The sequence below is a fragment of the Marinococcus sp. LNHM5E3-2.1 genome (assembly GCF_056034365.1).
Genome location: NZ_JBQLIB010000006.1, coordinates 65,434 through 77,500, shown reverse-complemented (window position 1 = coordinate 77,500; position 12,067 = coordinate 65,434). Strand labels below are relative to the sequence as shown.

General features: G+C 47.8%; 13 protein-coding genes. 5 read left to right on the top strand and 8 right to left on the bottom strand.

Translation table 11 applies throughout. The features are described 5' to 3' along the window. Positions 1-6: 6 nt before the first annotated feature. Complete coding sequence (gatB, locus tag ACTRXH_RS08895) at positions 7-1,443, top strand: Asp-tRNA(Asn)/Glu-tRNA(Gln) amidotransferase subunit GatB (protein WP_474281749.1); 1,437 nt, start codon at positions 7-9, stop codon at positions 1,441-1,443. Between the two features lie 18 nt (positions 1,444-1,461). Here the strand turns inward: gatB and ACTRXH_RS08890 are convergent, their stop codons facing one another. Both ACTRXH_RS08890 and ACTRXH_RS08885 read right to left on the bottom strand, forming a co-directional pair. Further along, positions 1,462-2,049: a GNAT family N-acetyltransferase gene (locus ACTRXH_RS08890; protein ID WP_474262451.1), complete on the bottom strand. Its 588-nt coding sequence runs from the start codon at positions 2,047-2,049 to the stop codon at positions 1,462-1,464. A gap of 73 nt (positions 2,050-2,122) precedes the next feature. After that, positions 2,123-2,434, bottom strand: coding sequence for a hypothetical protein (locus ACTRXH_RS08885; RefSeq protein WP_474281747.1), 312 nt, complete (start codon positions 2,432-2,434; stop codon positions 2,123-2,125). Between the two features lie 440 nt (positions 2,435-2,874). Between ACTRXH_RS08885 and ACTRXH_RS08880 the strand changes: the two genes are divergently transcribed. Together ACTRXH_RS08880 and ACTRXH_RS08875 are read left to right on the top strand one after the other, a co-directional pair. Further along, positions 2,875-3,810, top strand: a complete 936-nt coding sequence (locus ACTRXH_RS08880) for a helix-turn-helix domain-containing protein (protein WP_474262449.1) — start codon at positions 2,875-2,877, stop codon at positions 3,808-3,810. A gap of 116 nt (positions 3,811-3,926) precedes the next feature. Beyond that, positions 3,927-4,814, top strand: coding sequence for a diacylglycerol kinase (locus ACTRXH_RS08875; protein WP_474281745.1), 888 nt, complete (start codon positions 3,927-3,929; stop codon positions 4,812-4,814). Positions 4,815-4,842: 28 nt separating this feature from the next. Here ACTRXH_RS08875 and ACTRXH_RS08870 read toward each other — a convergent pair whose 3' ends face one another. The 4 genes from ACTRXH_RS08870 to ACTRXH_RS08855 all read right to left on the bottom strand — a co-directional run bounded on the left by ACTRXH_RS08870 (position 4,843) and on the right by ACTRXH_RS08855 (position 8,599). After that, complete coding sequence (locus ACTRXH_RS08870) at positions 4,843-5,415, bottom strand: GNAT family N-acetyltransferase (protein ID WP_474262447.1); 573 nt, start codon at positions 5,413-5,415, stop codon at positions 4,843-4,845. Between the two features lie 143 nt (positions 5,416-5,558). Beyond that, complete coding sequence (locus ACTRXH_RS08865) at positions 5,559-5,930, bottom strand: DUF779 domain-containing protein (RefSeq protein ID WP_474278769.1); 372 nt, start codon at positions 5,928-5,930, stop codon at positions 5,559-5,561. A 32-nt stretch (positions 5,931-5,962) separates the two neighbouring features. Then, positions 5,963-7,486, bottom strand: coding sequence for an acetaldehyde dehydrogenase ExaC (gene exaC, locus ACTRXH_RS08860; RefSeq protein WP_474281743.1), 1,524 nt, complete (start codon positions 7,484-7,486; stop codon positions 5,963-5,965). 132 nt (positions 7,487-7,618) lie between these two features. After that, positions 7,619-8,599, bottom strand: coding sequence for an aldo/keto reductase family protein (locus ACTRXH_RS08855; RefSeq protein ID WP_474281741.1), 981 nt, complete (start codon positions 8,597-8,599; stop codon positions 7,619-7,621). A 172-nt stretch (positions 8,600-8,771) separates the two neighbouring features. Between ACTRXH_RS08855 and ACTRXH_RS08850 the strand changes: the two genes are divergently transcribed. Further along, entirely contained in the window at positions 8,772-9,296 is a 525-nt protein-coding gene (locus tag ACTRXH_RS08850; RefSeq protein WP_474262443.1) for an N-acetyltransferase family protein, read from the top strand. Here the strand turns inward: ACTRXH_RS08850 and ACTRXH_RS08845 are convergent. Together ACTRXH_RS08845 and ACTRXH_RS08840 are read right to left on the bottom strand one after the other, a co-directional pair. Beyond that, a complete protein-coding gene (locus tag ACTRXH_RS08845; RefSeq protein ID WP_474281739.1) occupies positions 9,284-10,009 on the bottom strand; it encodes a potassium channel family protein in 726 nt (241 codons plus the stop codon). The two genes, ACTRXH_RS08850 and ACTRXH_RS08845, sit on opposite strands and share 13 nt — an antisense overlap. Positions 10,010-10,024: 15 nt before the next feature. Next, entirely contained in the window at positions 10,025-10,546 is a 522-nt protein-coding gene (locus tag ACTRXH_RS08840; RefSeq protein ID WP_474281737.1) for an N-acetyltransferase family protein, read from the bottom strand. Positions 10,547-10,651: 105 nt separating this feature from the next. Here ACTRXH_RS08840 and rlmD point away from each other — a divergent pair, with 105 nt between their 5' ends. Further along, positions 10,652-12,040: a 23S rRNA (uracil(1939)-C(5))-methyltransferase RlmD gene (gene rlmD, locus ACTRXH_RS08835; protein ID WP_474281735.1), complete on the top strand. Its 1,389-nt coding sequence runs from the start codon at positions 10,652-10,654 to the stop codon at positions 12,038-12,040. Positions 12,041-12,067 lie beyond the last annotated feature (27 nt).

Genomic DNA, 12,067 nt, shown 5'->3' with positions numbered 1-12,067 from the left:
AGGACCATGAACTTTGAAACAATCATTGGACTCGAAGTCCATGCAGAGTTAAAAACAAATACAAAGATTTTCTGCAACTGCTCAACCGAATTTGGTGCTCCTCCGAATACGCATACGTGCCCGGTCTGCCTGGGCCATCCAGGAGTGCTGCCGGTTTTGAATGAGCAGGCGGTCAACTATGCCATGAAAGCAGCGCTTGCATTAAACTGCGATATCGCCGCAGAAACGAAATTCGACCGTAAAAACTACTTTTATCCCGACAATCCGAAAGCTTATCAAATTTCCCAGTTTGACCAGCCAATCGGAGAAAACGGGTGGATTGACATTGAAACAGAAGAAAACGGACCGAAGCGTATCGGTATTACCCGTATTCACATGGAAGAAGATGCCGGAAAACTCACGCACGACGAAGACGGCGGCCACTCTCTGGTTGACTTTAACCGTGTTGGCACACCTCTGATTGAAATTGTGTCAGAGCCGGATATTACGACGCCGGAGGAAGGCTACGCTTATTTGGAAAAATTAAAAGCGATTCTGCAGTATACCGACGTTTCCGACTGCAAAATGGAAGAAGGATCGCTCCGTTGTGATGCGAACATTTCCATCCGTCCGGCAGGCCAGGAGGAATTTGGCACGAAAACTGAGCTGAAGAACCTGAACTCATTTACGAATGTGCAAAAAGGACTGGCATTTGAAGAAGAACGTCAGGAAAAAGAACTGCTTTCTGGCGGGGAAGTACTGCAGGAAACGCGCCGGTGGGATGACGCGAAAAAAGAAACAATTCTGATGCGTATCAAAGAAGGCTCGGATGATTACCGTTACTTCCCGGAACCGGATCTGGTCACGTACTATATCGACGAAGACTGGAAATCACGAATCATGTCATCAATTCCTGAACTTCCCGACGCACGGAAGAAGCGTTATATCGAGGACTTCGGTCTTTCCGAATACGATGCATCAGTATTGGTGCAGTCCAAGGCCATCGCAGACTTTTTCCAGGAAACTGTTGATGCCGGAGCGGACAGCAAGCTTACAGCCAACTGGCTGATGGGCGAGATAAGCGGCTATTTAAACAACAACGATATGGATATCGATGAGACGGCTCTCACGCCGGAGTCGCTTGCCAAGCTGATTGAACTCATTGAAAAAGGCACCATTTCAAGCAAAATTGCCAAGCAGGTTTTTGCAGATGTAATGGAGCAGGGCGGCGATCCGGAACAGATCGTAAAAGATAAAGGACTTATGCAGATCTCTGATGAAGGAGAGCTGAAGCAGGTAGTTGACGGCATATTGGATAACAATCCGCAGTCGATTGAAGACTACAAAAATGGAAAAGACAAAGCGCTCGGCTTCTTAGTCGGCCAGGTGATGAAGGAAACGAAAGGGAAAGCCAATCCGCAGATGGTAAACTCTTTAATTCTTGAAGGCATGGAACAGCGCTAAACAGAAAACCCCGCAGATTTAAACCTGCGGGGTTTTTGTATGCTCCATTCCGGGACCGAGAATAGCTGGAAGCCAGAAGCGCGAACGCATCGTATAGACAACGTGATCGACATAATGGTCGTAAAGCCATTCAGCATTGCGCACATATTTATATTTTTCAAAGCCGAGCCGCTCCGGAATTGAACGACTGGGACGGTTGTTTGGAGCGACACAAATATCCACACGCCGGAGATGAATATCCCGAAAGGCATAATCAGTCAATGTCTGTACCGCCCGGGTCATAATGCCTCTTCCCTGAAAGGGGGCGGCGAGCCAGTAGCCAATGACAGTGCGCCGGGTGAGTCGGTACACGTGGTTGAAGCTGATCGCCCCGGCGAGCCTGCCTTCGTACCAGATACCAAACGTGTAGGAGGTGCCCCGGCGGGCAAGTTTAGCCCGGTGTTCAAAAAAACGGAGTACATCGCGCAGCTCGCGTGTCTTATCCACCCAGGGCAGCCAATGACGCAGGTATGAACGATTATCATCCACTAGCTGCAGATAATCGGCAGCGTCCTTATCTTTAAACGGACGAAGGTATATTTGGGAATCCACGGTAAACTCAGCCATTTTTTATCCCCTCCGTAAACTATAGGTGGAGAGTATTTTCCCGATATTTTGCCGAATATAACCCATTTTCTGTTCACGCAGAAAGCCTGGCCCATTCGTGCAGCCGCCAGCGCATGTACACAAACTGATTCGGAGAAACGTGCTGAAACGTATCAATTAAAAGACCATAACAAACAGGCTCTTCCTCTAGTGCTTCCTTAAGGATGGCAGGGTGTTTGTGCCAGAGTGTACCCATCATTTCAATATAAGGGAGACGAACACCAATAAAGGCGACTTGTTCAAACACCTGATCGCGGAGCTGGCAGAGCTCGGCTGGATCATCTGCATGATCCAGCTGGTACAAAAATTGATCTACAAAGTAAGCAATATGTTGATCCGGATGCATGGCTGCTCCTCCAATGCCGATAAATGGTCAGTTAATAAGTAAAAAAAAGAATCCCCTGCCAGCTAAACTGCAAGGGATACAAAAAATATAACAGGGGTAAGCTTGGTTAATGGTGTGAAACGTGTGTCGAGGGTGACGGTTTACACTTAGAACTTAGATATTAAGCTACTCCAGGCAGGTTGACTAGAGTTTGGAAATCCCCAGCAGCAGCTGCAAATGATGCCATTACGGCAAAAGTTGCTATTCTAAATAAATAAGCTTTGGACATTACTGCATACCTCCTAAAGACTAGTTAATCAAGCTCTATCCATATTATTACACAATTAATAAAAAAGTGTATTCCGAGAATTCGGGCTTTAGAAGAGATTAACTGTCTTAAGGTCCGGTATTCATGCTACAATAGAAATGTTAAGAACTATAGTACTAAACAGGAGGTTGCTATGGAAATATTAACTTTAGGTACAAAACTTAAAGATTTAAGACAATACTATGAAATTAGCCAAAGTGAACTAGCTAAAAGTATATGCTCACAAAAAGCTATTTCCAAAATTGAAAGAGATGAAATGCAACCGACTGCAGAAATTTTAAATTTAATAGCTATAAAATTAGGGGTTAAGATAAGTTATTTTTTTGACGATCATGAAGCTCCACGATTTAATTACATTCGAGACACTAAAGATAAAATTGATAAGTTAATCCGCGACTATGACTTTATTGAGGCGATGAATATCATAAGAGAAGAGTTAAAAAATCCTCTTTTTAGGAAGCCAGTGCATAAAAAGTTTTTATTGTGGAAAAGAGCTATTTTACATTTTAAATTAACAAATGAAAAAGAAGAAGCTTTAGAATTATTGCAATTAGCCCGAGATCTTAAGACAGAAACCTTGAGTATTACAGAAGAAGACGTAGGCATTATTATAAATTTTGGTACTATTTTTATGGACACAAAGGAATTTAATAAAGCAGTTAAATATTTTGATGAAGCGCGAACTTTATATAAAAAGCTACCGATAGATCAATGGGGGCCGATGCAAACAAAAATATATTTCAATACATGTGTAGTTTATGCAAACTCTAATAAATTTAAAAAAGGGTTAAAAGTTGTTGATGAAGGAATCAAAAACGTATATGAGCAGGAATCCTTATACTTATTAGGAGAATTATATTATCAAAAAGGAATATGTTTGTACTATTTAGGTAATATAAAAGAAGCGTTGCGTTGTATGGAGAAATCCTTATTTTATTTAGAAGAAAAAGGCCAGACAATTTTCTATGATTTTATTCTTCAAAATTATTTACGTTTTCAGCGTGCAGCCCTGGCACAGCGGCCATATTTTCAACCGGGCAGTATCGACCCCACAGCCGCTACTGTTTAATGAATTAACAATAGTATACAATTAATTAGTAATGCATGTAACAATGACGGACAAAGATAGTTCTTTTATATATTAGCCAAATGAATTGAAATCTTCGATGTAATAGGGGTTATAATATGCGAAAACGAGCGAGAGTAATCTACAATCCAACGTCTGGAAGAGAGCAGATGGAGCGGCAGGTGCCTTATATATTAGACCGGATGGAGCAGGCAGGTTACGAAACATCAGCCTTTATGACCCGGGGAGAGGGTGACGCCCGGGATGAGGCACGGCGCGCTTCACAGGATGGGTTCGAAGCTGTAATTGCCGCAGGCGGGGACGGAACGATTTTTGAGGTCATTAATGGGATCGCTGAACAGGAGTGGCGCCCCAAAGTAGGCCTTATTCCGGCCGGAACGACGAATGATTTTGCCCGAGCCCTTGGACTGCAGGGGAAAGAAATCAAGGAGGTCTGCGACGTATTTGCGCGCGGGCGCACCCAGGGCATTGATGTAGGAAAGGCGAACGGCTCGTACTTTATTAATATTGCTGCAGGGGGAAAGCTGACGGAGCTCACCTATGACACTCCGAAGGGGCTGAAAACGGCGCTGGGGCAGGCCGCCTATTTCATTAAAGGATTTGAGAAATTCTGGTCTCTGCACCCGCAGATGACGACTGTTGAATACGATGGAAAGCTTCTCGAGGAAGAAATTACAATGTTTCTCGTATCCAACACTAACTCCGTCGGTGGTTTTGAAAAACTTCTACCACAGGCAGAATACAACGACGGTTATTTTGATGTGCTGATCGTACAGAAAATGACGATGTTTGAATTCAGCCAGCTGCTGCGCCAGGCTCTGCGCGGGAGGCATCTGGAAAATCCCAAAATTAAATATTTTAAAGCAAAACAGCTTCGTATTGAGGCAAAAGAAGACATGCAGCTGAATCTTGACGGGGAATACGGCGGCCATCTGCCGGCGACGTTTGAAAATTTGTACCAGCATATTGAACTGTTCTGCCCATAAAAAAACAGCCGAATTGCCGGCTGTTTTTTTAATAGCTTTTCCATTCTGTTTTTAAAATAGCGTAAATCATCACATCCCGCCGTACCCCCTGAATCAACAGTGAGCGGCGCAGTGTGCCTTCATGCACCATGCCAACCTTTTCCATCACCTTGGCAGAGGCTGTATTTTCGGTGAAACACCGGGCTTCAATCCGATGCAGGCCCATATCTTCAAAGCCGAAGCGGATAATTTCCCGTGCCGCTTCCGACCCGAACCCCTGATTCCAATGATCCGGAGCGAGCGTGTAGCCAATTTCCCCGGCGGCATGGCCCCGGTCCCAATGCACAAAATCGATGGTGCCGATTACTTTGCCGGAGTCCTTTCGTTCGATGCCAAATGGCGCCCGGTCGCCGTATTTATAGGAGTTCATCGTGATATCCAGAAAATCTTTTGTTTCTCCGCGGCTTCTGTGGGTGTCCCACAAAACGTTGCGTGAGACCAGCGGATTGGAGGCGTATTCGTAAATATCTTCAAGATCTGAATAACGCAAGGCCCGTAGCCGGAGCCTTGACGTTTCCAGGGTGGGGAAGGGTCTGAACGGTGATGTTGATGAATGATGCATAGGCCTTCATCCTTTACTGTAGCGCGCCCTCAAACGGTGCTTATTTCTTTGTTAATTATAGAATAATAAGAAATACCTAAAATGACAATAGGCACACTGAACAGAAAACAGGCATTCTGCGCAAATGCAGAATGCCTGAATGTTTAAACAGTAGAATTGTGTTCGAGCTCTGTGCGTTCTTCTTCGGAAAATACCCGGGAGCGGGTTAAAAACCGTTTACCCTCCGGTCCTTCTAGAGAAAACATCCCACCCCGGCCGTCGACAACATCAATAATCAGCTGTGTGTGCTTCCAGTATTCAAATTGATCCTTCGACATATAAAACGGTGCTCCGCCGATATCTCCCATATACATATCACTGTTGCCCGTTTTAAAGTCACCTTCCGGGTAGCACATCGGGGCGCTGCCGTCGCAGCAGCCGCCGGACTGGTGAAACATTAACGGACCGTGCCGTTTTGTCAATCTGTTGATTAGTTCAAGGGCAGCGTCAGTAGCGGTTACACGCTCTACTGCCATGAGACATCCTCCTTTTTAATGCTTCCGGCCGCTTAAAAGAATCCTTTCGGCTGTTCGCTGTAGCTGACCAGAAGGTTTTTCGTCTGCTGGTAATGGTCGAGCATCATTTTGTGGTTCTCCCGGCCAATACCTGATTTTTTATAGCCGCCGAACGCAGCATGCGCCGGATAGTCATGGAAGCAGTTCGTCCATACACGGCCGGCCTGGATCGCGCGTCCGAACCGGTATGCGGTGTTCATATCACGCGACCAGACGCCGGCCCCAAGTCCGTACAGCGTATCGTTGGCGATTTCCATCGCTTCTTCCTTCGTTTTAAAGGTAGTCACACTCAGCACAGGTCCGAAGATTTCTTCCTGGAACACGCGCATTTTGTTATGGCCTTTAAATACGGTCGGCTGCACATAATATCCCTGTGAACGGTCTTCATCGTCGACCTGGGCTGCTTCGCCTCCGACCAGAACCTCTGCACCCTCCTGTTTCCCAATGTCCAGGTAGGAAAGGATTTTATCGAGCTGTTCCTTGGAAGCCTGGGCGCCCATCATCGTGTCGGTGTCGAGCGGATGACCGACGTTGATGGCTTTAACGCGTTCAATAGCCCGTTCAATAAATTTATCGTAAATGGATTCCTGAATGAGAGCACGGGATGGACACGTGCACACTTCCCCCTGGTTCAAGGCGAACATGACGAAGCCTTCGATTGCTTTGTCGAGATACGAATCGTCCTCGGCCATTACGTCTTCAAAGAAAATATTCGGTGATTTGCCGCCAAGCTCGAGCGTTACCGGAATTATATTTTCCGAAGCGTACTGCATAATCAGTCGTCCGGTCGTCGTTTCCCCGGTGAATGCCACTTTATCAATGCCTTCGTGCTGGGCAAGCGGTTTGCCGGCTTCAACCCCAAAGCCGCTCACTACGTTCAGAACGCCTGGCGGCAGAAGGTCTTCAACGAGCTCAAGCACCTTGTAAATCGACGCTGGTGTCTGTTCGGCCGGTTTGAGAACGATGCAGTTGCCGGCAGCAAGTGCAGGAGCGATCTTCCAGATCCCCATAAGAATCGGGAAATTCCACGGAATAATCTGGCCGACAACGCCGAGCGGCTCATGGAAATGATATGCTACAGTGTCATCGTCGATCTGGCCGATTGTTCCTTCCTGGGCACGAATAACGCCTGCGAAGTAGCGAAGATGATCGATGGCAAGAGGGATATCAGCATTCAGTGTTTCCCTGACAGCTTTGCCGTTTTCCCATGTTTCGGCAACGGCCAGCATTTCAAGGTTTTCTTCCATCCGGTTCGCCATTTTATTTAAAATATTGGAGCGTTCGGTCGTGGACGTTTTGCCCCACGCTTCTTTTGCTTTATTGGCTGCTTCCACTGCCGCATCAACGTCCTCTTTCGTTGAACGGGCAATCTGACAGAAAACGGTACCGGTAACCGGACTGACGTTATCAAAATATTCGCCCTGGGCCGGCGCTCTGTATTCGCCTCCAATAAAGTTATCGTATTTGTTTTTAAAATGTACGAGGCTTTCGGGGGTGTTTGGTGCATCGTATCTCATGCAAAATCCTCCTTCGTTTTAGAGAAAAATTGGAAACGCTTACACAAGTTCATTATAGCACCATTTAAAAATAATGAAAATATAGAAGTTCTGAATATAAAAATAATCCCGCCGGCTGCGGCGGGATAGTGTTTAATGAAGCCTGGAGGTCACATCTTCGATTTCCTGAAGGGTGCTGTCGATTTCATCGAGCAGATTGTCCGGAAGTTCAAGCTCTGCAGCTTTTAAATTTTCTTCGAGCTGTTCGGGACGGCTCGCTCCAACAATGGTAGAGCTTACGCCAGGCTTTCGGAGAATCCAGGCGAGGGCGAGCTGGGAAAGCTTAACGCCGAGCTCGTTACGGGCTAAATTCTCCAGTTTTATGACGTTTTCGAGAATCCGGTCATCCATAAAGCGTTCCATAGCGAAATTAATATCTGAATTGGCAGCACGGCTGTCGGACGGAGGCTGCTCGCCCGGACGGTATTTGCCGGTTAAAATGCCCTGGGCAAGCGGGGAAAAGACGACCTGTCCGAGCCCTTCACGTTCGCTGATCGGAAGGACCTCTTTTTCAATATAGCGTACGAGCATATTGTAGATGGGCTGGTTCGATACCGGCCGGTGAAGATTTCGTTTATCAGCAATATGTGCCGCATCGCTGATCTGGGCACCTGACCATTCGCTGAAGCCATAGTACAAAATTTTGCCCTGGCGCACAAGGTCATCAAGCGCCATCAGCGTTTCCTCCAGCGGAGTATCGGGATCATAGCGGTGGCATTGATACAGATCCATGTAATCCGTACCGAGCCGCTGCAGGCTGGCATCGCACTGCTCCATGATGTGCTTGCGGGAGAGTCCGCGGTCGTTCGGACCGTCTCCCATTGGAAAATACACCTTCGAAGCCAGCACGTAGCTGTCCCGGTTGTAGGAGCTTAAAGCTTTGCCTACGACCTTTTCCGCTTCTCCTTTATTGTAGACGTTCGCCGTGTCAAAGAAATTAATGCCATTTTCATACGCATGGTGAATAATGTTACCAGCAGTCTGGTCCTCCACGGAGGAGCCGTAGGTAAGCCAGCTGCCAAGGCCTATTTCACTTACTTTTACGCCGGAGTTCCCTAATCGACGGTACTTCATGCGAACACGTCCTTTTCATAAGTATAATTCCCTGCGGCAGAGAGATAGGTTACGTGAAAGGTATTCCTTTGTTCATTAAATTGTAAACAATTTGCAGGCGGACGCTGAAATAAACAAAAGAAAAACAGGTATGTTATTCTAGGAAAAAAAGCAGGATAAGGGGTAGATGCACGTGGACTATTACATAGCGAGAATGCAAAAGGAGCATTGGCCTGAAGTCCGGGACATATACGAAATGGGAATTATGAGTGAGCATGCGACATTTGAAACGGAGGCGCCGTCATGGGAGCTTTGGTCAGCGACGCACGATCTGGCCTGCCGTCTCGTTGCTATCGACACTACAACTGAAAAAGTAATCGGCTGGGCAGCGCTCGCCCCGGTTTCCGGCCGGGAAGTATATGAAGGCGTAGGCGAAACGAGTGTCTATATTCACCAGGATGAACGCGGCCGCGGTGTGGGTGGAACGCTTCTGGAAGCATTAATTGAAAAAGCGGAAGCAGAAGGCTACTGGATGCTGCAGGCCGGCATTTTTCCTGAAAATGACTATAGCCTGCGTATTCATCGACGCAAAGGGTTCCGAGAGGTAGGTGTACGGGAGCGTATCGGCAAGATGCAGGGACGCTGGCGCGACGTGGTGCTGCTTGAACGCCGCAGCCAGGTGGTGGGCGTGGAAGAGGAAGACAATTACGATGATTGATCTTCCTCTTTTTTGTAGCGTTCCTTCCACTTTTCAAGCGAAGCGATCATATCATCCATCTCTTTTGCTGTAAGCTCCGGATAGCGGTTCAGCGTTTCCTGTACGTGCCGGGCTTCCGGCGGAAGCGTACGGTGATCATGAGAGAAAAAGGCAGCTACAGTACCGGTAACAATGCCGATTAGTCCGATGCCGACGATCATCAGGATGCTTGCAATAATCCGGCCGGCAGTCGTTACCGGATAAAAGTCGCCGTACCCGACCGTAGTCGTTGTCACGACGGCCCACCAGAGCGCTTCTTCGTATGTATGAAAGTCAGGTTCAATCCAGCGCATTGAGAGACTGGCCGCAAACAGCAGCACGCCGACAATGATCACTGCCCGGTCCACCTGATATTTAGAGAAAAAGACATCAAGCAGGGAATGCCGACGGCTGAACAGCACGATCAGACGCAGAATTTTCAACAGACGGATGAGACGGGCAGCCCGGAAGATTTCCCCTAGCGGCAAAATGGCGATCAGCTCGAGCGGATTGCTTTTGATGTACTGCCACTTGCTGTCGCTCGCAAAAAAGCGGACGCTGAAATCAATTACAAATAAAACATAAATAAATATATCAAGCGCCCTGGATTGGTCAGGCGGCAGATCTACCGTTAAGGAAAATATTAAGAGAGCGGCAAGAATCAGCTCATAAATTGCTTCAAATGAAATGCGCAAGGTTGGTGCTCCTTTCTACAGCAGCTTAGCCATCATAATTTCATTGACGTATGTCCCGTGGGCGAAAAGCGACTCCTGTTTAACGCCTTCAATCTGAAAGCCGAAGCGTTCATAGAGTACACGCGCCCCGGTATTTTCTTCTATTACGGTCAGCTCCAGACGGTGAAGCCCGCGCTTTCCGGCCCATGCTTCGATATGCTCAAGGAGCCGTCTTCCAAGACCCAGGCGGTGATAAGCGGGCAGGATCCCTATAACGACAGAGGCGGTCAGGCAGTTGCGGATGGTGCTGCCGCCGACGCCCATCGCGTGGCCAATCACCACACCCGCATCTTCCACAATAAAAAGCACAAGATGATCCTTCATAATAAACTCGTTCACCATATGCTGATGCTGCTCGGCTGTTGGCTTTCGCTCTCCTGGCTCCATCAGCATATAAGATGTTTCATTATCGAGCTGCTGACTGAACGCCAGGTGAACCTTCGCATCCGATGGTTCAATCAGACGGATGTCCATATGTATCTCTCCGTTCTTTTTCATTTGCTTATAGTATTCCTATATTATAGCGTGCGAACAGACGGACGCCAAACCACTCCTGTGTTACAATTTTTTTGACAGACTAGAATGAACGGAAGGAACGAAATAATGAGCAAGCAAAATAAGCCGGAAGCCCCGGTAGAAAAAAATGAATTAATAGAGACGACGATCGAGGATTTAACTCACGAAGGTCACGGGGTCGGAAGAATCGACGGGTATGCGCTGTTTATCCCGTATGCCCTGCCCGGTGAGCGTATTCAGGCAAAGATTATTAAAACAAAAAAAGGCTACGGCTTTGGCAAGCTTATTACTGTTCTTGAAGAAAGCAGCGAACGAACGGAAGCGCCGTGCCCGATTTATGTGAAATGCGGAGGCTGCCAGCTGCAGCATATGACCTACGATGCCCAGCTCCGCTATAAGCATAAACAGGTGAAGGATGCGTTTGAACGGATCGGCGGCCTCGACGAAACAGTGGTCCACGATACGATCGGGATGGAGGAACCGTGGCGCTACCGCAACAAGGCCCAGGTGCCGCTTGGTGTAAAAGAGGACGGCCGGTTAAAAGCGGGCTTTTACCAAAAACGGACACATAACATTATTGATATGGATGAGTGTATCATTCAGCAGAAGGAAAACGACGCTGCCGTTCAGCAGGTAAAAGACATTGCCGACCGATTTGGCATGAGCGCCTATGATGAAGAAAGCGGACGCGGCTTTCTCCGCCACGTCGTGACGCGGTACGCCCCGACTACCGGCCAGCTGATGATTGTCCTTATTACAAACGGCAAGAAAATACCGGACGAGCAGGCTTTTATCGAGGCTGTGCGCAGTGAAGTTAAGGATACGGCAAGCATCGTTCAAAACGTGAATACGAAACGAACGAATGTCATCTTCGGTGACCGCACGAAGACGCTGTGGGGCGAAGACTACATTTACGACCACATTGGCGATGTGAAGTTTGCGATCTCCGCGCGTTCCTTTTACCAGGTGAACCCGGTCCAGACAAAAACGCTGTATGACAAAGCACTGGAGTACGCGGACCTGCGCGGTCATGAAACGGTTATTGATGCCTACTGCGGCATCGGAACCATCTCGCTGTTTCTCGCAGAAAAAGCGCGTGAAGTGTACGGCGTGGAGGTAGTTCCTCAGGCCGTGAGTGACGCTAAGCGAAACGCCCAGCTGAATCATTTTGATAACGTAACCTTTGCGACAGGAAAAGCAGAGGAAGTGATGCCGTGGTGGGTAAAAGCAAACGGGCTGCGACCGGACGTTGTTGTTGTGGATCCGCCGCGGAAGGGCTGCGACGAACAGTTACTTGATACGATGCTTGAGGTTGCTCCCGAACGTATCGTATATGTTTCCTGTAACCCGGCGACACTCGCCCGCGATTTAAAGCACCTCGTGGAGGGCGGATACGAGGTCGTAGAAGCCCAGCCGGTGGATATGTTCCCGCAGACAACGCATGTGGAAGTGGCCACAAAATTAGTGCGAAAGTAAGAGGGAGTATGCAAAAAAAAGCCTCCG